We start from the raw sequence: 20,792 nt of genomic DNA on the forward strand, positions 1-20,792 counted from the left end.
TCACAAGACAAGCGTCACGGCAGAGCGTATAGCCCGGTTGTCTAGTTGTATAGGTCTTGACCGATGACCCGATCCCGCAGCGACAGCCTCGGCCTTCTCGCCCGTGCGGATGCGGCGCGGGTGGCGGCGCTGATGCCCGACCTGCCTGCTCTGCAGGCCCTCCGCGCGCCCGAGATCGGCACCGTCATGGTGCGCGGCCGGGCCGGTGGGACCGGCGCGGCGTTCAACCTCGGCGAGATGACCGTCACCCGCGCCTCGGTGCAGCTCGACTGCGGCGCGGTCGGGCACGGCTATGTGCAGGGTCGCTCGAAAGACCACGCGCTGCGAGCTGCGGCGGTGGACGCGCTGCTGCAGACGTCCGCGGCGGACCGTATCGAAGCCAAGGTGCTGGCCCCACTGGCCGCCGAGGAGAAGGCCCGCCGCACTGCCCTCGCCGCCCGCGCCGCGGCAACGAAGGTCGAGTTCTTCACGCTGGTTCGGGGAGAGGACGAATGACCGTGCATCTGCTCTCTGGCGGCTTTGCGGACCCGCCGACCGATGCCGCGCATGCCTTCCGCGCGGTCATGCAGGCGATGGCCCGGCCGGGCACGATCCACCGCGTGGCCGGCGCGCAGCCCCCCGTGCCACTATCATCGGCGGCGGCGATCGTGCTGCTGACGCTCTGCGATCGCACCACACCGCTTCACCTCGCGCCCTCGCACGACACCGAAGCCGTGCGTGGCTGGATCACCTTTCACTGCGGCGCGCCTTTCGTTCCGGCGCAGGATGCCGCCTTCGCGCTCGGCACATGGGAGGCGCTGACGCCTGCCGACCGCTTCGCCATCGGTGACCCCGAATATCCCGACCGCGCCGCGACGCTAATTGTGGAGAGACCCGCACTGGCGCCGCAAGGTGCCGCGCTGACCGGCCCTGGCATCCGCGATACCGCCGGGCTGTCGCTGCCGGACCCCGAGGCTTTCGCCGCGAACCACCGGCGCTTTCCGCTCGGCTGGGACGCGATCCTGACCTGCGGCGACCAGCTGGCCGCCGTCCCCCGCTCGACCGAGGTGCGTTGATGTATGTCGCTGTGAAAGGGGGCGAGCGCGCGATCGCCGCCGCCCACGACTGGCTGGCCGAGGTCCGCCGCGGCCCGCAGGAACAGCCGGCGATCCACACGAACGCCATTCGCGATCAGCTTTCGTTGGCGGTCCACCGGGTGATGGCCGAGGGATCGCTCTACGACCCCGATCTTGCGGCGCTCGCGATCAAGCAGGCGCGGGGCGACCTGATCGAGGCCGTGTTCCTGATCCGCGCTTATCGCACCACCCTGCCCCGCTTCGGCGCCTCGGCGCCGGTGGATACCGCGCGAATGCAGATCGTGCGGCGCATCTCCGCCACCTTCAAGGACGCGCCGAGCGGCCAGGTGCTGGGGCCCACCTATGACTACACGCACCGGCTGCTGGACTTCCGCCTGATGGCCGATGGCGAGGTTCCGGTCGACGGCGCCGACGCGGAGCCCGCCACCGAGCAGGTGCCGCATATCTTGTCCTTCCTGAACCGCTACGGGTTGATCGAGACCGAGGAAGCCTGCGACGCGGAGCCTGCGGACCTGACCCGCGCGCCGCTGGAATTGCCCGCGGACCGCGCCCTGCGGCTCCAGGCGCTCGCCCGCGCGGACGAGGGCTTTTTGCTCGGCCTCGCCTACTCCACCCAGCGCGGCTATGCCCGCAACCACGCCTTCGTGGGCGAACTGCGGGTCGGCATGGTCGCGGTCGAGATGAACATTCCCGAGCTCGGCCTCACCATCGAGATCGGCGAGATCGAGCTGACCGAATGCGAGACGGTCAACCAGTTCAAGGGCTCACGGACCGAACCGGCGCAGTTCACCCGCGGCTTCGGCCTCACCTTCGGCCAGACCGAGCGCAAGGCGCTGTCCATGGCGCTCGTGGACCGGGCGCTGCGGTGGCGCGAGCTTGGCGAGGACGACATGGGCGCCCCGGCACAGGACGAGGAGTTCGTCCTGTCACATTGCGACAACATCCAGGCGACGGGTTTCCTCGAGCACATCAAGCTGCCGCACTACGTCGATTTCCAGGCGGAACTGGAGCTGGTGCGCCGGCTGCGGGCCGAGGTGGCGACCGAAGAAGCCCCGGTGCAGGAGGCTGCGGAATGACCGATCAGGCCTACAACTTCGCCTATCTGGACGAGGACACCAAGCGCATGATCCGCCGCGCGATCCTCAAGGCGCTCGCCGTGCCGGGCTATCAGGTGCCCTTTGCCAGCCGCGAGATGCCGATGCCCTATGGCTGGGGCACCGGCGGCGTGCAGGTCACGGCCGCCTGCCTGACGCCCGACGATACGCTGAAGGTCATCGACCAGGGCGCCGACGACACCACGAACGCCGTCAGCATCCGCGGCTTCTTCCGCCGCGTGGCCGGCGTCGCCACGACCGAGCGCACCGACGAGGCCACCGTCATCCAGACCCGCCATCGCATCCCCGAGACGCCACTGACCGAGGACCAGATCCTCGTCTACCAGGTGCCGATCCCCGAACCGCTGCGCTTCCTTGAACCCCGCGAGACCGAAACGCGGCGGATGCACGCGCTGTCGGACTACGGGCTGATGCAGGTGCGGCTCTACGAGGACATCGCGCGCCACGGCGAGATCGCGACGGCCTACGCCTATCCCGTAAAGGTCGCGGACCGCTACGTGATGGACCCCTCGCCGATCCCGCGCTTCGACAACCCCAAGATGCACATGAGCCCTGCCGTCCAGCTCTTCGGCGCCGGGCGCGAGCAGCGCATCTATGCCGTGCCGCCCTGGACAAAGGTGGAGAGCCTCGATTTCGACGACCACCCGTTCACTGCGAGCAAACCCGACCATCCCTGCGCCATCTGCGGCGCGAGCGACAGCTACCTCGATGAGGTCATCACCGACGACGCGGGCGGGCGGATGTTCGTCTGCTCGGACACGGACTACTGCGCCAGCCGGCAGGAGCAACGCCATGAGTGACACGCCGCTCCTCTCCGTCCGCAATCTCGAGAAGCGCTATGGCGCGCGGATCGGCTGCACGGACGTCAGCTTCGACCTCTATCCGGGCGAGGTGATGGGGATCGTGGGCGAGTCCGGCTCGGGGAAGTCCACCTTGCTGAACTGTCTTGCCGGGCACCTGGCCCCGGACCAGGGCGAGGTGCTGTTTGACACCCGCGACCGAGGTCTCGCGGATACCGTGACCATGTCCGAACCCGAGCGTCGGATGCTCAGCCGCACCGACTGGGCTTTCGTCCACCAGAACCCGCGCGACGGGCTCCGGATGGCGGTCAGCGCCGGCGGCAACGTGGGTGAGCGGCTGATGGCCGTGGGCGCGCGCCACTACGGCGAGATCCGCGCCACGGCCGAGAACTGGCTGGCCCGGGTCGAGATCGACCGCTCGCGCATCGACGACCGGCCGCGGCAGTTTTCCGGCGGGATGCAGCAGCGGTTGCAGATCGCGCGGAACCTCGTGACCGGACCGCGGCTGGTCTTCATGGACGAGCCGACCGGAGGCCTCGACGTCAGCGTGCAGGCGCGGCTGCTGGATCTGCTGCGCGGTCTCGTCCGCCGGATGGGGCTGTCGGCCGTGCTGGTCACCCACGATCTCGCCGTCGTGCGCCTGCTGGCCGATCGGCTGATGGTGATGAAGGACGGGCGGGTCGTGGAAGCGGGCCTGACCGATCAGGTGCTGGACGACCCACGTCACGCCTATACCCAGCTTCTCGTGTCCTCGGTCTTGCAGGTATGACGATGATCGACGTGGATGGCGTGGCCAAGGATTTCGTCCTGCACAACCAAGGCGGCACCGTGCTGCGGGTGATGCAGGACGCCCGGCTGACGGTCGCGTCCGGCGAATGCGTCGGGCTGGTCGGCGCGTCCGGCGCGGGCAAGTCGACGCTCATGCGGATGATCTGGGGCAACTACCGGATCGACGCCGGCAGCATTCGCGTCGGCGGCCTCGATCTCGCCACGGCCGCGCCGCGCGAGATCATCGCGCTGAGGCGCAGGACGCTCGGCTATGTCAGCCAGTTCCTGCGCGTCGTGCCCCGCGTGCCGACGCTCGAGGTAGTGGCCGAGCCGCTGCTGACCCTGGCCATCCCGGAGGCCGAGGCCCGCACCCGTGCCGCGGCCCTGCTGCGGCGCCTCAACATCCCCGAGCGCCTCTGGTCGCTCTCGCCCACCACCTTCTCGGGCGGCGAGCAGCAGCGGGTGAACATTGCCCGCGGCTTCGTCCATCCCTGGCCCGCGCTGCTGCTCGACGAGCCCACCGCCAGCCTCGACGCGGCCAACCGCGACGTCGTGCTGGGGCTGATCGCGGAGGCCAAGGCGCAGGGCGCCGCGATCCTCGGCATCTTCCACGACGAGGACGCCCGCGCCCGCGTCTGCGACCGGCTGGTGGACGTCACCGCCTTCGCGCCGGACCGGGCCGCGGCATGAGGCCTGCCCCGGCCTTTGCCATCGTCGGCCCTTCGGGCGCCGGCAAGGACAGCCTGCTCGCCGCCGTCGCCGCCGCGCGCCCGGATGTGCTCGTCGTGCGCCGGGCCGTGACCCGGCCTGCCGACGGGACCGAACCCTTCGAGCCACGATCCTGCGAGGACTTCGCCCGGGACCGCGCCGTAGGCCGCTTCGTGCTCGACTGGGACGCGCATGGGCTGTCCTACGGCATTCCCGTCGAAGCGCGGGCGGCGCAGGTTGCCGGGCGGGTGCTGCTCGTGAACCTCTCGCGCGCGGTTCTGCCGCGAGCCGCCAAGGCTCTGGCGCCGCTCGAGGTCATTCACCTGACGGCATCTCCCGAAGTCCTTGCCCAGCGGCTGACAGCGCGCGGCCGGGAGGACGCAGGCGACATCGCGCAGCGACTGCGCAGCGCCGACGCCCCACTGCCCCAGCTGGCCGGCGTGCCTGTCCACGACATCGACAACTCCGGCCCGCTCGACCGGGCCGTGTCTGCCGTGCTGGCGCTGCTGCCCGCCCTTCGATCGACATGACCCTCAACCGACCGGACCCGACATGACCGAGACCGTGCTGGCGAATGCCTCGCTGATCCTTCCCGACCGCATGATGACCGGCAGCCTGCTGATCCGCGACGGGCTGATCGCCGGCATCGAGGAAGGCGCAGGCGTTCCCAGCGGGGCCATCGACTGCGGCGGCGACCACATCGCACCGGGCATGGTCGAGTTGCACACCGACAACCTCGAGCGCCACATCCGGCCGCGGCCCGGCGTCGACTGGCCCCATGCCTCGGCCATCATCGCGCATGACGCGGAACTGGCCAGCGTCGGCATCACCACGGTCTTCGACGCGCTTCGCGTGGGCTCGATCGAGGAGGAGGCTTCCGACTACCCGCGCTATGCCCGCCCGCTCGCCTCCGAGATCATGGCGATGCGCGCGACCGACGCCCTCAGGATCAGCCACTACATCCACCTGCGGGCCGAGGTCTGCTCGGAGACGCTGGTGGCGGAACTCGACGAGTTCTCGCCCGAGGACCGCGTCGGTCTCGTCAGCCTGATGGACCACACTCCCGGCCAGCGGCAGTTCCACGACATCACCAAGCTGGCGCAATACGTCCAGGGCAAGCACGGCATGTCGGACGAGGACTTCGCCGCCCATGTCGCGCGGCTGACCGACCTGCAGGCCCGTTTCGGCGCGCTGCACGAGGCCGCGGCGGTCGAGGTCGGCAAGCGTCTGGGCGCCACGCTGGCAAGCCACGACGACACCACACCGGAACAGGTCGCCACCTCGGCCGGTCACGGTATCCGCCTGGCCGAGTTCCCGACGACAATGGAGGCCGCCGAGGCCTGCCACACGCATGGTATCCGCACCATCATGGGCGCGCCGAACCTTGTGCGTGGCGGCTCGCACAGCGGCAACGTGGCGGCGGCGGAACTGGCGCGAGCCGACCGGCTCGATATCCTGTCGTCGGACTACGTGCCTTCCTCGCTGCTGTCGGGTGCGGTGATCCTGGCGGAGATCTGGAACGACCTGCCCCGTGCCATCGCAACGGTGACCGCCACCCCGGCGGCGGCCACGGGCCTGGCCGATCGCGGGAAGCTTGAGGTCGGGCGGCGCGCCGATCTCATCCGGTTCCGGATGCTGGATCAGACCGCGGTGCTCCGCGAGACCTGGTCGCGAGGCCGCCGCGTGGCCTGAGCGCGGCGGGGCACGGTGGCCTGGCTCGCGGAAGGGTCACGGTCTCATGCGGCCGTCCTGTCGGGCAGAACGTGCCTGACGATATCGGAGAGCGAGACCACTCCCAGCAGGCGAGTGCCCTCCATGATCACGGCCAGCTGAACGCTGGCGGCGCGCATGCTCGCCAGTGCCTCATGGACCGGCGTTGCCGGGGCGAGGACATGCGCGGGCCGGGCGATCCGGGCGGCGGCGCTCGCGTCGGGCAGAAGCAGCGTGTCGCGCACATGCACCACGGAAGGCACCGTGCCCGCGCCTGTCATCAGGATGCGCCTGTGGCCGGAGGCAAGGGCCGTTGCGCGGACGTCCGCGGCCGTCGCTGCCGGGCCGACCTGCGTCAGGGGCATGTCGTCCTTAATCAGCGACGCCACTGGCAGGGATCCCAGCCCGATGAGCCCCGAGAGCTGCTGCTGCGTCTCCTGCTCCAGCATGCCGGCCCTCGCCGAATGCTCCACGAGCTGGCGGATGGTCGCGGCATCCCTGCCGCCCACCGCCGCCTTCTCCACCGGCTCGACGCCGCTGGCCCGGACAAGCCGGTTCGCCAGCCGGTTCACCCAGGCGAGCAGGGGACGCAGCGGCCAGATATAGGCGCGCGAGATCGGCCCGACCGCCATCGCAGACTGCTCGGGATGGGCGATGGCCCAAGACTTGGGCGCCATTTCTCCCACCACCAGGTGCAGGAAGGTGACGAGGAACAGGGACAGCGCGAAGGAGGCGGTGCCCGCCACCAGCGGGGGCAGTCCCCAGCCGATCAGGACCGGGCCCAGCCAGGCATCGATCGCGGGCTTGGTCACGGCGCCAAGGACGAAGGTGCAGACGGTGATGCCGAGTTGCGCGCCCGCCAGCATCAGGGTCAGGTCGTTCATGCCGCGCAGGGCGGCGCGGGCGGCGCGGCTGGTCGGCGCCAGTTCCTCCAGCCGGTGCCGCCGCGCGCCGAGCAAGGCAAACTCCATGATGACGAACATCACGCTGAGCGCGATCAGCACCACGGTCACCAGCGTGACGATCAGCGGGTCGGTCATGCGTCGCCCTCGAACATCTCGGTCTCGACCAGGCGGACGCGTAGAAGCGTGGGGACGTGGCGCTCGACCCGCAGCACGTCCACCTCGAGCAGCCAGCGGGTGGGATCGCGGTCCACCAGCTCGGCCGGGTCGATCGGCAGCGCGATCGTCACCCGCTCGCCCTCCTCGGGCAGGGCGCCGCGCTCGGCGATCAGCAGGCCGGCCACGGTCTCGGCATCGGGCTGCGGCAGGTCGCGGCCGATGGCACGGCGCAACTCGTCGAGGTGGACCTCCCCGTCGATCAGCCAGGTGTCATTCGCCTCCGCCGTCACCCCGTTGCCCGGCCCCTCGTCGTGTTCGTCGGTGATCTCGCCCACGATCTCCATCGCCAGGTCCTCGAGCGTGAGGACGCCCGCGAAGCCGCCATACTCGTCGATGACGCAGGCCAGGCGGCTGTCGGACGAGACCAGCAGGTGCAGGGCGTCGGGCAGCGGCATCAGCGTCGGCACGACAGTCGGCGGCCGCATCAGCGAAGCGGTCATCGCTTCGCGTGATCCGCTCTCCATCCGCGCCAGCAGGTCGACCAGATGCACGACTCCCACGGGCGTGTCATCCTCGGCGATGACCGGATAGCGGGTATGCGCCCGCGCCAGCAGGTGGCGCAGCTCCTCAAGCGTCGTGTCGGGGCTGACCCAGTCCACCTGCGAGCGCGGCACCATCGCGTGTTCGACATCCTGCTGCGGAAAGTCGAGGATCCGGTCCATCATCAGCGACAGCTCCGCCGGCAGATCGCCGCTGTCGCGGGAATCCTCGATGATGTGGTGCAGGTCGTCGGCCGAGGCGGTGACATCCAGATCATGCACGGGCTCGATCCCCACGGCGCGCAGGAGCAGGTTGGAGGCCTTGTCGAAGAACCCGATCAGCCAGCCGAAGACGGTCAGATAGACCAGGGTCGAACCCGCAAGCTTGCGGGCCAGCGGCTCGGGTGCGGCGATGGCAAGGTTCTTGGGATAGAGTTCGCCGAAGATCATCTGGATGATCGTTGCGGCGACCAGCGCCAGGATCGTGCCGGTGGCGACCCCGACCTCCCTCGGGATGCCGACACCGCCCAGCAGCACGCCGAGCGATCGGCCGACCATCGGCTCGGCCACGAATCCCACCAGAAGGCCGGTGACGGTGATGCCCAGCTGCGCGCCCGAGAGCATGAAGCTCGTGCGCCGCGTCACCGCGAGCGCCCGCCCAGCCTCCGCATCGCCCTGCGCCGCCTGCGCGGCCAGCCGCGCGCGATCCACGGACATGAAGGCGAACTCCTGCGCGACGAAATACGCGTTCGCGGCGATGATCGCCAGGATCACGAGCGTCCCCGTCAGGAACAGCAGCAGGGCCTCGATCATGGGGCAATCCCCGGACGGCTTCGATGGCGGGCGGGTTTGGACCCGTGGCCCATGGTGTCATACCTTGATGCCGGGCGGGAGGCCGTGAGGGGTGGCCTCATCGATCCGTGTGCGACAGGTGGCTCCGGGCATCCAGGCGTGGCTCCGTCCTATGACGCAGGCGTCCCGCGCGCCGACCCAGCAGCACGACGGCGAAGGTGAGGGTGAGCAGCAGGATGACCGTGGGGCCGGTGGCGCTGTCGAGATGGAAGCTCGTCCAGATGCCGCCGAGCATCGCGGCCTCGCAGACCAGCACCGCGGCGAGCTGCATGGCGGCAAAGCGGCGCGTCAGCAGGAAGGCGATGGCGCCGGGGGTGATCAGCAGGCCCACGGCGAGGATCAGGCCGGTCGCGGTCAGGGTGGCGACGATGGTGGCCGAGATCAGCGCCAGCAGGCCATAGTGGATCAGTCCCACGGGCAGGCCGAGCGCCCTCGCCTGCACCGGATCGAAGGTGTGCACCAGCAGCCACCGCCGCCCGATCAGCAGCGCCGCCGTCACCACCGCCGCGATCAGGGCGGTGTCGCGCAGCATGCGCGCGTCAACGCCGAGCATGTTGCCGAAGAGGATGTGGTCGAGATGCATCGAAGTCGGCACGGCGACGTAGATCACCAGTCCCGAGGCGAACATGCCCGAGAACACCACGCCCATGACCGTGTCCGGCTTCACCCGCGTGCTGGCCGAGAGGTAGCCGCTCGCCACCGTGCAGAGCATCCCGGCGGCGAAGGCGCCGAGGATCAGCGGCAGGCCGAGCAGATAGGCCGCGACGACGCCGGGCAGGATCGCGTGGCTGACGGCGTCGCCCATCAGCGCCCAGCCCTTCAGCACCAGGTAGCAGGAGAGCAGCGCCGTGGGCACGGCGACGATGGCGCCGATCAGGAAGGCGTTCTGCATGAAGGGCAGCTCGAACGGCAGCAGCAGCGCCTCGATCATGGCGCGACCTCGACGCGCAGGGCGGCCCGCACCCGGCGTCTCGCCGCGAGGATGCCATGCGTCGGCGCCCAGATGGCCGCGGCGAGAAACAGCAGCGTCTGCAGCACGACGATAATCCCGCCCGTCGCGCCGTTCAGGAAATAGCTGGCATAGGCGCCGATAGCGCAGCTGCCGGCCCCCATGGCGACCGCCAGCGTGAGCAGCCGCGGGAAGTGGTCGGTCAGCAGATAGGCCGTGGCGCCCGGCGTCACCACCAGGGCGATGACGAGGAAGGCGCCAACCGTCTGCATCGCGGCGACGACGCTCACGGCAAGCAGCGTGAAGAACACGCCCTTCAGCAGCCGCGGGCGCAGGCCGACGCTGCGGGCATGGGCCTCGTCGAAGAACACCGCCAGCAGGTCGCGCCAGATCAGCAGCAGCACCGCCATCGCGACGCCGCCGATCAGCGCCAGCTGCAGCGTGTCCCCGGGGGTGATGGCGAGGATGTTGCCCATAATGACGGTCTGGATGCGGAACGGCACCGGGCTGATCGAGGCGAGGAACAGCCCGAGGCCGAAGAAGCCGGTGAAGATCAGCCCGATCACCACGTCGGTCTTCAGGCCGGACCGATCGGACAGTGCCAGCATGGAGACCGCCGCGAGCCCCCCCGCCAGGAACGCGCCAAGCGCGAAGGGCAGCCCCAGCATGCCGGCGAGGACGACGCCGGGGACCACCGAATGCGCCAGCGCGTCGCCGATCAGCGACCAGCCCTTCAGCATCAGGAAGGCCGAGAGGAAGGCGCAGACCGCGCCGACCAGCGCCGAGATCCAGATGGCACTGGCCATGTAGCCATAAGCGAAGGGCTCCAGCAGGGTGCTCATGCCCCCTGCCCGCCCCTGCCGAGGCGCTCCGCCGCGGGATAGGCCTCGGCCCGCTGCAACTGGCCACCATAGGTGACCATCGGCCGCTCGTCGTCGGTGAGGATCGTGACGTGCCGCGCATCCGGGTCGTGGTGCAGCGCCTCGCCGCCGAGCGTGATGTGGCGGAGCTGGCCGCCGAAGGCGATCGCCAGGTTCTCGCGCGTGAACACCGCCTCGGTCGGCCCATGCGCCAGCACCGTGCCGCGCACCAGCACCGCATGGTCGCAGAACTCGGGCACCGAGCCGAGGTTGTGGGTGGAGACCAGCATCACCCGGCCCTCGTCGCGCAGCTCGCGCAAGAGGGCGACGATGTGCGCCTCGGTGGTCACGTCCACGCCGGTGAAGGGCTCGTCGAGCAGAATCACGCGGCCTTCCTGCGCCAGTGCGCGGGCCAGGAACACGCGCTTGCGCTGCCCGCCCGAGAGCTCGCCGATCTGCCGGCGGCGGAAGTCGCTCATGCCGACCCGTTCCAGCGCCCGCGCGACCGCCTCGCGGTCTGCGGCCGAGGGACGGCGCAGCAGCCCCATGCGGCCGTAGCGGCCCATCATCACCACCTCCTCGACGAGGATGGGGAAGGACCAGTCCACCTCCTCGGCCTGCGGGACATAGGCGACGAGGCCCCGCCGCAGCGCCTCGCGCACCGGCAGCCCCAGCAGCCGGATCTCGCCCTGCGCCAGCGGCACGAAGCCCATGACTGCCTTGAAGAGCGTCGACTTCCCGGCACCGTTGACCCCGACCAGGGCGGTGATCGTGCCGCGGGGGACCGCGAAGCTGGCATCGTTGAGCGCGACATGGCCGTTGCGATAGGCCACGGTGACGTTCTGCACCGCCAGCCCCTCCGCAGCCTCTGGCGATGCGGCGCTCACGGAGCGTTGCCCCCCAGCCCCGTGGCCACGGTCTCGGCCGTCACGCGGAGCAGGTCGAGATAAGTCGGAGCCGGCCCGTCCGGCCCGGTGAGCGAGTCGACGTAAAGCTCGCCGCCGTAGGCCGCCCCGGTCTCGCGCGCAACCTGCCGGGCCGGGTCGGTGTTCACCGTGCTCTCGCAGAAGACCGCCGGGATGTCGTGCTCCCGCACCGCATCGATGACGCGGCGGACCTGCTGCGGCGTGCCCACCGCATCGGTGTTCATCGGCCAGAGATAGAGCTCGCGCAGGCCGAAGTCCCGCGCCAGATAGCTGAAGGCGCCCTCGCAGGTGACGAGCCAGCGCCGCTCTTCTGGCAGCGCTGCGACCCGCTCGCGCAGCGGCCCGATCGCCTCGCGGAGCTGCTGCTTGTAGCTCTCGGCATTGGCGCGGTAGGTCGCGGCGTTGTCCGGGTCGATGCCTGCCAGCGCCGCCTCGATGTTGTCGATGTAGATGAGCGCGTTCTCGAGCCCCATCCAGGCATGCGGGTTCGGCCGGCCCTCGTATTCGCCCTCGGCGATCGGGATCGGGTGGATGCCGTCGGTCAGGATGGCGGCGGGCACGTCGCGCATGTTGGCAAAGAAGCGCTCGAACCAGAGTTCGAGGTTCAGCCCGTTCCACAGGATCAGGTCGGCATCCATGGCGCGGGCGATGTCCTGCGGCGTGGGGTCATAGCCGTGGATCTCGGCGCCGGGCTTCGTAACCGACACCACGTCGGCGGCGTCCCCGGCGACGTTGCGGGCCATGTCGGCGAGTACGGTGAAGGTGGTGACCACCTTGGGGCGTTCGTCGGCGGCGGCGCTGCCGGCGGCAAGCATCAGGGCCAGTGCGGGCAGGACGAGTCTCGGCATGGTCACCTCCACCACAATTCGATAATGCGAACCACTCGCATGTCAAGCAGATGAGAACCGTTCGCGACATTGTCCCCGCAGCCGCGCTGCTGCTAACCTTGGCCCATGATCGACACCGACCTTGACCACCGCATCGACGAGTTGCTGCGCGACGCCGGTCTGCGCGTCACCCGCCAGCGTCAGGCCATCACCCGCGTGCTGCTGACCTCCGAGGACCACCCCGACGCCGAGCAGGTCCTCGCCCGCGCCCGCGAGATGGATGCCAGCGTCTCGCAGGCAACCACCTACCGCACCCTCGCCGCCCTCTCCGAACGCGGCCTCGCGCACAGCCACCAGTTCCACAGCGGCGCCAGCCGCTTCGAGGCCGGCGACAGCCACCACCACGATCACCTGATTGACGTGGACAGCGGCGAAGTGATCGAGTTCGTCTCGCCCGAGATCGAGCGCCTGCAGAAGGAGATCGCCGCCACCCACGGCTACGAACTCCTGCACCACCGGCACGAGCTCTACTGCCGGCGGATCGCGACGAAGGGCGGCGAGGACTGACCGGGCCGCGCCCGCTCAGATGATCGCCCGCCGCACCCGCGTGGAGATCGCCTCGCTCACCACCACCGTCGCGAAGATCACCAGCACGATCAGCAGCACCTGCGGCCAGGCCAGCATGTTGAGGCTCGACTGCAGTTGCATGCCGATGCCGCCCGCGCCCACGAGGCCGAGGATCGTGCTCTCGCGGATGTTGATGTCCCAGCGGAAGACCGAGATGCCGACGAAGGCCGGCATGGCCTGGGGCCAGATCGCGTAGTTCAGGATCTGCGCCTGGCTCGCGCCAGTCGCGGCGATCGCCTCGACCTGCCGGGCGTCGGTCTCCTCGATCGCCTCGTAGAGCAGCTTGCCCACGAAGCCGACCGAGCGGAAGGCGATGGCGATGATGCCTGCGAGCAGGCCGGGGCCGAGGATCGACACCAGCAGCAGCGCCCAGATCAGCGCGTTGATCGACCGCGAGGCCACGATGCAGAAGAGCGCGAAGGGCCGCAGCACCAGCCGCGAGGGGGTGGTGTTCGACGCGGCGAGGAACGCCAGCGGCACCGCGATCGCGGTCCCGAGCAGGGTGCCCAGGGTCGCGATGTTCAGCGTGTCCCAGAGCGGCCCCCAGAGCTGGTCCATGTAGCTCCAGCGCGGCGGCCAGGCGCGGCTGGCGATGTCCGCTGCGGCCTCAGGCGCGTCCCGCACGAAGGACCAGATGGTGCGCGCCGTCATCAGCTCCCAGCACCAGACGAACAGCGCGACCATGCCGAGCCACAGCGCCCAGAGCGCCAGACGCTCGCGCGGGGTGCGGTGATGCCAGACGGGCGCCGCGGTCATTTCAGCCACCCCCGCATCCGCGAGGACGCGTACTCGGACAGCAGGACGATGGCGATGATGATGAGGAGGATCGCGCCGGCGCTGTCGTATTCGTAGCGCGACAGGGCGGTGTCGAGCGTGCCGCCGATGCCGCCCGCGCCGACGATGCCGATCACCGCGCTTTCGCGGAAGTTGATGTCGAGCCGGTAGACCGAGAGGCCGATCATCCGCGGCATCACCTGCGGCTGGACGGCGTAGTTCACCAGTTGCCACCACGAGGCGCCGGTGGCGCGGATCGCCTCGATCTGGCCCGGATCGGATTCCTCGATGTCGTCGGCCAGCAGCTTGCCGATGAAACCGATGGTGGCGAAGGTCAGCGTCAGGAAGCCCGCGAAGGCGCCGAAGCCGAAGAACGCCACCAGCAGGATCGCGACGATGATCTCCTGCAGCGCGCGCGAGACGGCGATGATGCCGCGGCAGACCGCGTAGAGCCAGCCGGGCGCGATGTTGCGCGCAGCACCAAGGCCGATCGGGATCGAGATCAGCACGCCGGTGACGGTCGAGGTGAAGGTCATGGTCAGGCTCTCGACCAGCCCTGCGAAATGTCGCGCCAGTGGGTGGTGAAGTCGGGCGTGAGGAAGCCCGCGACGAAGCGCGCGCCACGCTCCAGCCCCTCGGCGACGCGGGCCCAGTTCACATCGACCGAGCCGATGCCGACGACGAGATAGGCGACCGCCGCAAGGGTCAGCGCGATGCGCCAGCCGCGCGAGCGGACCAGCTGCGGCGGGCGGCGCCAGGTGGTGGGCCAGCCGGCGGAGGATGCGGCGGTGCTCATACCGCCTCGGCCAGCCGGACGGCATGGGCGCGCGCCTCCACGCCCAGCGCGGCATCGATCTGGCGGATCACCGACCAGTCGTCCTTGAAGGTGATCGGGACGAACTTGGTCTCGCGCTGCGCCTCGAACTCGGCCTGGAGCGGGGTGCCCTCCCAGTCGAAGGTGAAGAACGCCTCCTGGATCTGCTCCTGCAGCTCGGGCGTCAGGTTGTGGGCCACGCCGTAGCCGGTGGTCGGGAAGGTCGCCGACTTGTAGATCGTGACCAGCGCGTCCTCGTCCACCGCGTCCCGCGCGATCATGCGCTTCAGGACCGAGTTGGCGACCGCGGCGGCGTCGTAGTCCTTGTTGGCGACGCCCAGGATCGAGTTGTCATGCGCGCCCGAAAAGGCCGGCGTGTAGTCCTCGTTCGCCAGCAGCCCGAACTCGGACTCGAGCAGAGCCTGCGGCGCCTTGAAGCCGGAGTTCGAGGTCTCGGAGGTGAAGGCGAGCTGCCGCCCCGAGAGGTCCTCGGGCGCGGCAATGCCCGAGTCCGGATGGGTGATGATCTCCATCTCGTAGCCGAAGCTGTCATCCTCGCGCGCCATCATGGCGAAGGGCCGGAAGCGGGCGCAGGCCACCGCGATCGGGTTGCCGCCGGTGTTGACGCCGGCGACATGCAGGCGGCCGGCCCGCAGCGCCTCGGATTGGGCGGCGTTCGACTGGACGGGGAAGAACTCGACCGGCTTGCCGGTGGTCTCAGACAGGTGGTCGAGGAACTCGGCCCAGACATCGACATAGACCGCCGGGTCTTCGACGGGAGTGTAGGCGAAGATCAGCGTGTCGGGATCGGCCAACTGCGCCGGATCAGTCGGGATATCCGCGACCAGATCACGATCGGCATCGGTGTAGCGGGCGTCGAGCGTGAACTCCTGCGCGGCGGCGGGCAGCGCAGCCATCAGGGCGAGGGTCGTGGCTGCGAGAAGGCGACGGGTCATCCTGTCCTCCGGACTTTCGTTTCCGCGGCGGAATAGGAACAGCATGCGACATTGCGTGACGAAAGTGCGGAGGTTTCAAGACATTCGTGCTCGCTCGTTCCGGTTGCGGGTGATCGCGTGCCGGATACAGTCCGCCCGCAAGATCGGTTCCAGGATGGGTGACATGAGAATTACGGCCGGCTGGCTTTCGCCAGGCTCACCTGCAAAGAGGCGCTCTCTCCGGTCGGGGCCGGTTCCTCATGTCGCCTGAGCCTGCCCTACGGCATGGCTCGACGGGCGAGGTGTTCCACGCCTTTCTCAAGCTTGGCCTCACCTCCTTCGGCGGACCGATAGCCCATCTCGGCTATTTCAGGAACGAGATCGTCACCCGCCGGAAGTGGATCGACGATGCCGGCTATGCGGATCTGGTAGCCCTCTGCCAGTTCCTGCCCGGCCCGGCGAGCAGCCAGGTCGGGTTTGCGATCGGCCTGCTCCGCGGCGGGCCGCTCGGGGCGCTCGCCGCTTGGACGGCCTTCACCCTGCCCTCGGCGCTGCTGCTCGTTCTCTTCGCCTCCGGCGCCTCCGCCCTGGATGGGCGGGTTGGAGCGGGCCTTCTGCACGGGCTCAAGATCGTCGCCCATCGGGTCGGCCTGCGCGACACCGATCGTCCCCAGCCCCAGAACGGCGACCGTGCCGGCCAGGACATATCTGTGCAGGCGGGTTCCGGTGCCCGCGGCCTGCGTTTGGTCATTCATCTCGCTTCTCCTCTGTCCGCTGCGGCCCGATTGCCGCGACAAGGCCAAGATGATGCCTGCGTGTCTCCTCCGTTCCGCTTCCGGATGAAGGATTGTGAAGCTGGGCGAGGCATGACTGAGAAGCCGGCTGGGAAAGCGCGCTCGCCGTTCCGCAGCGCGACGGAACGCGCCGCCCGCGCGGCGGCGGAGGGCTACTGCGCGAGTCTTGCGCCCGAGGCGCGCGAGCGGCTGCGAGCGAAGCTGTCGGAGAGCCTGCCACGCGAGGCGGACGGAACGATCGTCCTCGATACCAGAGCCTGGGCGGTGAAGCTGCGGGTGCCCTCGCGCGACGAGGACATGGTCCCCCGCTGACGGGCGAGGCATGCGCGGGGTCGCGGGCGCTCAGGCGCAAACCGGCATCATGAGGACTGGGAACAGCTGCAACAGGATCGCCGCCGCGTCGATCGCGTCGTTGCCGATCGTCATGCCCATGCGGAAGCGCTTCTCGGGGCTGGCGCGGAACTGCCGCCGGCGGCGGAGGGAGTGCACGACGAGCGTCAGCGCGGCGGGCATGGTCAGGATCACCAGGAGCGTCGGCGGCGTGGCGGCAAGCGCCCTCAGGCCGATCGCGCAGACCAGCGCCCGGATGACGTATATCGCGAGGAGGTTGCTGGCACCTGCAAATCCGAACTGAGGGTCAGGTCGTCGCTGCCAGGACGGCAGCCCACCCTGCCCTCATGCTTTCACCCATTCCAGGGAGGCACGCGCATGCCCCACGCTCATGACAACAGCATCATCATTGCCGGCGAGGCCCTGCCGGTCATCGACATGCCGATCCACGCTCGCTGGCGCGACGCGGCTGACCGGCGTGGCTTCGACATCACCGCGCGCGTTGCCGACCGCTACGCTCTCGCGCTCACCTGCCGTCAGTGCGGCGAGCTCTCGCGCACCCGCCTGTTCGTGCTGATGAACCATCAGCCGCGTTGCTCGCACTGCATCGAAACCGCCTGGCGGCAGGAAGCCGAGAACGCCGGCATTGCCTTCCTGCGCCGCGATCCGGACAGCAGGGTTTATGCGTGGTATCGGCTCCTCTGCGGGCATGAAGCGCGGCGCCAGATTGGGCTGATCACGCGCGTCGCCGCAGGCGAGACGGGACTGCGCTGCGCGACGTGTCACGAGGCCGTCGAGGCAGCCGAGGCCCAAGCCGTTGGCTGGGAGCTCGTTGGCCCGGATCCGGAGGGTGACACGAACTACCGCGAATACAGACATGTCTCGTGTGGCCACCGGCAGCGCATCGCCCGCGGTAACGTCAAGACTCAGCGCTTTGACTGTGGCGGGTGCGGGGTCACCTGGGTCAGCGCGCCGAGCTTTATCTATCTCTTCCGGGTGCTTCTGCCCAACGGGATGAGGGTTCTGAAGCTCGGCTTTTCCAAGAACCCCGGGTCCCGCTTGCAGCATCAGTTGCTCGGCGATCGCGATCTCGCTTGCCATGTCCTGCGCGTCGTCGCGATGCCAAGCGGTCACGACGCGATCCGCGCTGAGAAGAGGCTTCACGCTAACCTCCGTCGCCGCTTCCCCGAGGCTGTCATCGACGCGACGGACTTCGCAGGCGCTCTCACGGTCGTGACGGAAGTCTACGCCGAGTGGCTGGAAGCCGAAATTCAGCAGCTGCTCGACGGCATCGAAGGCGACTCCGATGACGAGGGCGCCTGAACGGCCGGCTTGAGACCGGGGCGCGGCAGCCTTGGTTCCTCGCGTCCGGGAGGTCTCCTCGGACACAGGACGCCAAGCACGTCGCCTTCAACCCAGCCGCTGTCAAACATTCAGCCCACCGGCACCTTGGCTGGTGGGCCCTCCCTCCAAATCTTGAGGCCGCCGCATGACCACTCCGAACTGGACCGAACTCGCTGCAGACGCCCTCGCTCGGATCAAGGCCTGCATGGCCAAGGATCGCAGCACTGATGACCCCGGCCCGCCCGACTGGTTCGACGAGCCTGACCGGATGCAACCGAGGCAACCTCCGCAACTTGCGCCCGCGCGAACGCTCCCCGGGGCCACGTCCAGCGACGAGCGCGACCCCGCCACCGCACTGCAGGACGATGCGGTTCTGGCCCGAAGCGATCCTGCTCGACCCCAACCGCCGATCCCGATCGACCGACTGATCGTCTTGCTTCGGCTGTGTGCAGCCTTCGGCAGCGCCGCAAGGCTGGATGCGACGAGTCAGCCGCACGCGGTCACGGTTCTCGATCACCGCGACGTCCCGCACGAGCTCGTGCGGGAACTGCTGGTCGATGGCCTGCTGCCCGAAGGCAGTGTCAGCTCGCCGAATCATCCCCTGCGACCTCACTCCCCCGGTGACGGGCTGAACCTGCTTTCGCTCAGGAGCCCGACCGAGCGTTACTATCGCGGTAGCACGGACAGCCAGCTGACGGCGTTGCTGGGCCGCGCGAGCCCGGTCCTGCTGCTGGTCACCGACCCGGAAGACATCGCCGTCGAGCTCCGCTCCGCCCTGCCCCCCGCGATCACCGTGCCGCCGCTGAACCGGGAAATCCTGCAGTCCATGCTGGGCATCACGCACGACAGCGACGATCTGTCTGGGGATCTCGGCGAGTTCATTCGACGCCTTCCGGCCGATGCTGAGCTGAAAAAGCTGAGCACACCGGCACTCCTCCTCACGCTGCGAGAACCCTCGGCCGAAAGGGTCGTCGAGCGCCTTCGAGCCATGGTCTCGGCCGACGAGGTGACCGATCGGGCGCGGCCTCTGCATCCTACGCTCGACGACATCGAAGGCTACGGGGAAGCCGAAAGAATCGCGCGCCGTATGGTCGCCGACCTGCTCGCCTGGCAGGCGGGCGAGGTCGCGTGGTCGGAGGTCCAGCGGTCCTTGCTGCTCTTTGGTCCGCCGGGAACCGGCAAGAGCTTTCTCGCCGCCGCAATGGCCAATAGCGCCGGTGTCGCGCTCGTGCGAGGGAGCCTCGCTCAGTGGCAAGCGGCAGGGCACTTGGGCCGGATGCTGGCGGCAATGCGGGCCAGTTTCGCTGAGGCTCGGGACTCGGCACCAGCCGTCCTCGTGATCGACGAGATCGATTCCGTAGGCAGCCGGACCAGCCACGATCAGCACAACGAGTCCTACCGCCGGCAAGTGATCAACGCGGTGCTTGAGGAATTCGACGGCTTGCAGCGGATGGAGGGCGTGCTTGTCGTCGGCACATGCAACGCTCCCGAAACCATCGATCCAGCCCTTCTGCGTCCGGGCCGGATCGACGCCATCGTCGAGGTGCCACTCCCGGGGAAGGTCGCGATTTCGCGCATGCTGCGCGACGGTTACCCGGGTCAGCTCTCCGACCGGGATCTCGCTCGTCTGGCGCGTGCAGCCTCGGGACACACCGCCGCCGCGATCGACGGCGGATTGCGTGCGGCGCGTGCAGCGGCGCGTGCTGAGCGGCGGCCCGTCCAGCCCAGCGACGTCTTGGCGGCGCTTGGCAACCGACACGAAGCCGATGCCGCGATCTATCACCGAACTGCGATTCACGAATGCGGTCACGCGATCGTCGCGACCGCGCTGGGCGTCAGCCGCGTCCTGCGCGTGGCGCTTGGCCCGGCCGGAGGGGAGACGTTGTCTGAACCCCGTCCCCGGAGCGGACTTCTCTTCGAGGTCGAAGCCGACCTAGACCGCTGCATGGCCGGCGGCGCGGCCGAACGGCTTGTCTGTGGCAGCATCTCTTTAGGCGCAGGCGGTCCGTCGAACTCTGATCTGGCGAGGCAACACGCATCGCCGCGTCGATCGACATGCGCCAGGGGCTCGGCGCCGAGGGCCCGCTATGGCTGGGTCGCAACCTGGACGGCTACCTGAAAGACGCGGAACGTCGTGCGCGTGTTCGGTCGAGAATCGAGCAGGCCGAGGAGCGGGCTCTCGCGATCCTGCAGCGCAATCGCGCGCTGCTGGAGACCATGGCGGAGGCGCTGGCCGCGGCGGGCTCGCTCGAAGGCGAGGAGCTGGAAGCATGGACCCGCCGGGTGGAGCATGGCGAGGGTGTCCGCCCGGAGGAATGAGCCGAGAACTGGAACCTGAGGCCGGCAAGGCAAACACGCTCGCCCCTCTGCCCGAGTATGCGCGTTAGGACACACCTATAGGTTGCACCTCTCCCCCGGCGCATGTCACGGTAGCTTGCCGCAACTGTAAGCATCCCTTTCCACGAGTCCTGCATGCCGCTTGAACGACTTATCGAAGATCGCATGCGACATCTCGGCTTCAACAAATCATCTCTCGCCGCGAGAGCTGGGCTCTCCCGGCCAACCCTGCAGCAGATCATGAACGGAAAAGGCACCATCTCCAGTCTCGCCCAGGTCCTTCCGCCTCTGGCCTGCACCTGGGCGTGGTGTCCGCCGGGCAGCACACATCCCGGCGGTGCGCTGGCGGAGCTGCGTCGGCGGAGAAGGCTGACGCAAGCCCAGGTATCCGATCGCCTGTCACTGAGCCGGCCAGTCATCATCGGCATCGAGAAGCGCATGCGCGGCGAACTGGCTTCACTCCTGGGCTATACGAAACATCTCGGAATGCCTGCTCCAATCGCTCCGATCAGTTCGAAGCGCGGTTAGCGTCCGCGCAGGTGGTGTAATTTCGCTGGCTCTGCCGGTGTAACCCGAGGTGGCCATCGAGGTGTATGGTCGAGGTGGAGTTTCGACGCTTCAACCACGGACCACAGGAGACCCCGAT

The 20,792-nt window shown here is 69.0% G+C and carries 23 protein-coding genes and 2 pseudogenes; 15 read left to right on the forward strand and 10 right to left on the reverse strand.

The features are described 5' to 3' along the window. Positions 1 to 63: 63 nt before the first annotated feature. The 8 genes from phnG to GI374_RS17245 are packed head-to-tail and all read left to right on the forward strand — an operon-like array spanning position 64 to position 6,159. The gene (phnG, locus tag GI374_RS17210) at positions 64 to 495 is read left to right on the forward strand and encodes a phosphonate C-P lyase system protein PhnG (RefSeq protein WP_154338272.1); all 432 of its coding nucleotides are present in this window, start codon (positions 64 to 66) and stop codon (positions 493 to 495) included. Continuing rightward, complete coding sequence (gene phnH, locus GI374_RS17215) at positions 492 to 1,055, forward strand: phosphonate C-P lyase system protein PhnH (RefSeq protein ID WP_154338273.1); 564 nt, start codon at positions 492 to 494, stop codon at positions 1,053 to 1,055. Before phnG ends, phnH begins: the two co-directional genes overlap by 4 nt. Next, positions 1,055 to 2,152: a carbon-phosphorus lyase complex subunit PhnI gene (locus GI374_RS17220; RefSeq protein ID WP_154338274.1), complete on the forward strand. Its 1,098-nt coding sequence runs from the start codon at positions 1,055 to 1,057 to the stop codon at positions 2,150 to 2,152. The genes phnH and GI374_RS17220 overlap by 1 nt, the downstream gene beginning before the upstream one ends. Further along, positions 2,149 to 2,991: an alpha-D-ribose 1-methylphosphonate 5-phosphate C-P-lyase PhnJ gene (locus GI374_RS17225; protein ID WP_154338275.1), complete on the forward strand. Its 843-nt coding sequence runs from the start codon at positions 2,149 to 2,151 to the stop codon at positions 2,989 to 2,991. Before GI374_RS17220 ends, GI374_RS17225 begins: the two co-directional genes overlap by 4 nt. Then, positions 2,984 to 3,760 (forward strand): phosphonate C-P lyase system protein PhnK, encoded by a 777-nt coding sequence (phnK, locus tag GI374_RS17230; RefSeq protein WP_154338276.1) that lies wholly within the window; start codon positions 2,984 to 2,986, stop codon positions 3,758 to 3,760. The genes GI374_RS17225 and phnK overlap by 8 nt, the downstream gene beginning before the upstream one ends. A gap of 2 nt (positions 3,761 to 3,762) precedes the next feature. Next, a complete protein-coding gene (gene phnL / locus GI374_RS17235) occupies positions 3,763 to 4,449 on the forward strand; it encodes a phosphonate C-P lyase system protein PhnL (RefSeq protein ID WP_154338293.1) in 687 nt (228 codons plus the stop codon). Then, on the forward strand, positions 4,446 to 4,997 hold the full coding sequence (gene phnN, locus GI374_RS17240; protein ID WP_154338277.1) for a phosphonate metabolism protein/1,5-bisphosphokinase (PRPP-forming) PhnN: 552 nt from the start codon (positions 4,446 to 4,448) through the stop codon (positions 4,995 to 4,997). Before phnL ends, phnN begins: the two co-directional genes overlap by 4 nt. 22 nt (positions 4,998 to 5,019) lie before the next feature. Further along, the gene (locus GI374_RS17245; protein ID WP_154338278.1) at positions 5,020 to 6,159 is read left to right on the forward strand and encodes an alpha-D-ribose 1-methylphosphonate 5-triphosphate diphosphatase; all 1,140 of its coding nucleotides are present in this window, start codon (positions 5,020 to 5,022) and stop codon (positions 6,157 to 6,159) included. 44 nt (positions 6,160 to 6,203) lie between these two features. Here GI374_RS17245 and GI374_RS17250 read toward each other — a convergent pair whose 3' ends face one another. The 6 genes from GI374_RS17250 to GI374_RS19450 all read right to left on the reverse strand — a co-directional run bounded on the left by GI374_RS17250 (position 6,204) and on the right by GI374_RS19450 (position 12,212). After that, the gene (locus GI374_RS17250) at positions 6,204 to 7,217 is read right to left on the reverse strand and encodes a CNNM domain-containing protein (RefSeq protein ID WP_154338279.1); all 1,014 of its coding nucleotides are present in this window, start codon (positions 7,215 to 7,217) and stop codon (positions 6,204 to 6,206) included. Next, positions 7,214 to 8,590, reverse strand: a complete 1,377-nt coding sequence (locus tag GI374_RS17255; protein WP_154338280.1) for a hemolysin family protein — start codon at positions 8,588 to 8,590, stop codon at positions 7,214 to 7,216. The genes GI374_RS17250 and GI374_RS17255 overlap by 4 nt, the downstream gene beginning before the upstream one ends. A gap of 97 nt (positions 8,591 to 8,687) precedes the next feature. Further along, entirely contained in the window at positions 8,688 to 9,560 is an 873-nt protein-coding gene (locus GI374_RS17260; RefSeq protein ID WP_154338281.1) for a metal ABC transporter permease, read from the reverse strand. After that, positions 9,557 to 10,420, reverse strand: coding sequence for a metal ABC transporter permease (locus GI374_RS17265; protein WP_154338282.1), 864 nt, complete (start codon positions 10,418 to 10,420; stop codon positions 9,557 to 9,559). Before GI374_RS17265 ends, GI374_RS17260 begins: the two co-directional genes overlap by 4 nt. Next, the gene (locus tag GI374_RS17270) at positions 10,417 to 11,325 is read right to left on the reverse strand and encodes a manganese/iron ABC transporter ATP-binding protein (RefSeq protein ID WP_370515443.1); all 909 of its coding nucleotides are present in this window, start codon (positions 11,323 to 11,325) and stop codon (positions 10,417 to 10,419) included. The genes GI374_RS17265 and GI374_RS17270 overlap by 4 nt, the downstream gene beginning before the upstream one ends. Next, positions 11,322 to 12,212, reverse strand: coding sequence for a metal ABC transporter substrate-binding protein (locus GI374_RS19450; protein ID WP_154338283.1), 891 nt, complete (start codon positions 12,210 to 12,212; stop codon positions 11,322 to 11,324). The genes GI374_RS17270 and GI374_RS19450 overlap by 4 nt, the downstream gene beginning before the upstream one ends. Before the next feature lie 105 nt (positions 12,213 to 12,317). Here GI374_RS19450 and GI374_RS17280 point away from each other — a divergent pair, with 105 nt between their 5' ends. After that, positions 12,318 to 12,758 (forward strand): Fur family transcriptional regulator, encoded by a 441-nt coding sequence (locus GI374_RS17280; RefSeq protein WP_154338284.1) that lies wholly within the window; start codon positions 12,318 to 12,320, stop codon positions 12,756 to 12,758. A 15-nt stretch (positions 12,759 to 12,773) separates the two neighbouring features. Here GI374_RS17280 and phnE (GI374_RS17285) read toward each other — a convergent pair whose 3' ends face one another. From phnE (GI374_RS17285) to phnD, 3 genes and pseudogenes are all read right to left on the reverse strand, one after another. Further along, positions 12,774 to 13,574, reverse strand: a complete 801-nt coding sequence (gene phnE / locus GI374_RS17285; protein ID WP_154338285.1) for a phosphonate ABC transporter, permease protein PhnE — start codon at positions 13,572 to 13,574, stop codon at positions 12,774 to 12,776. Beyond that, positions 13,571 to 14,388 (reverse strand): annotated as a pseudogene (phnE, locus tag GI374_RS17290) (phosphonate ABC transporter, permease protein PhnE). Before phnE (GI374_RS17290) ends, phnE (GI374_RS17285) begins: the two are co-directional and overlap by 4 nt. Continuing rightward, entirely contained in the window at positions 14,385 to 15,362 is a 978-nt protein-coding gene (phnD, locus tag GI374_RS17295; protein ID WP_154338286.1) for a phosphate/phosphite/phosphonate ABC transporter substrate-binding protein, read from the reverse strand. The pseudogene phnE (GI374_RS17290) and the gene phnD overlap by 4 nt, the downstream one beginning before the upstream one ends. A gap of 239 nt (positions 15,363 to 15,601) precedes the next feature. On the opposite strand from phnD, the pseudogene GI374_RS17300 reads away from it, so the two are divergent. Both GI374_RS17300 and GI374_RS18925 read left to right on the forward strand, forming a co-directional pair. Then, positions 15,602 to 15,979 (forward strand): annotated as a pseudogene (locus tag GI374_RS17300) (chromate transporter); the annotation flags it as partial. A gap of 228 nt (positions 15,980 to 16,207) precedes the next feature. Further along, on the forward strand, positions 16,208 to 16,447 hold the full coding sequence (locus tag GI374_RS18925) for a hypothetical protein (protein WP_195759973.1): 240 nt from the start codon (positions 16,208 to 16,210) through the stop codon (positions 16,445 to 16,447). Positions 16,448 to 16,477: 30 nt separating this feature from the next. Here GI374_RS18925 and GI374_RS17305 read toward each other — a convergent pair whose 3' ends face one another. Next, complete coding sequence (locus GI374_RS17305) at positions 16,478 to 16,660, reverse strand: hypothetical protein (RefSeq protein ID WP_195759971.1); 183 nt, start codon at positions 16,658 to 16,660, stop codon at positions 16,478 to 16,480. Positions 16,661 to 16,843: 183 nt separating this feature from the next. On the opposite strand from GI374_RS17305, the gene GI374_RS17310 reads away from it, so the two are divergent. From GI374_RS17310 to GI374_RS17325, 4 genes are all read left to right on the forward strand, one after another. Continuing rightward, positions 16,844 to 17,788, forward strand: a complete 945-nt coding sequence (locus GI374_RS17310) for a GIY-YIG nuclease family protein (RefSeq protein WP_154338288.1) — start codon at positions 16,844 to 16,846, stop codon at positions 17,786 to 17,788. 166 nt (positions 17,789 to 17,954) lie between these two features. Beyond that, positions 17,955 to 19,928, forward strand: a complete 1,974-nt coding sequence (locus GI374_RS17315) for an AAA family ATPase (protein WP_154338289.1) — start codon at positions 17,955 to 17,957, stop codon at positions 19,926 to 19,928. Then, entirely contained in the window at positions 19,865 to 20,128 is a 264-nt protein-coding gene (locus GI374_RS17320) for a hypothetical protein (RefSeq protein ID WP_154338290.1), read from the forward strand. The genes GI374_RS17315 and GI374_RS17320 overlap by 64 nt, the downstream gene beginning before the upstream one ends. 153 nt (positions 20,129 to 20,281) lie before the next feature. Next, a complete protein-coding gene (locus GI374_RS17325) occupies positions 20,282 to 20,674 on the forward strand; it encodes a helix-turn-helix domain-containing protein (protein WP_154338291.1) in 393 nt (130 codons plus the stop codon). Positions 20,675 to 20,792: the final 118 nt, after the last annotated feature.

Origin of the sequence: Paracoccus sp. S-4012, from assembly GCF_009674885.1 — a bacterium.
Lineage (GTDB): Bacteria > Pseudomonadota > Alphaproteobacteria > Rhodobacterales > Rhodobacteraceae > Paracoccus.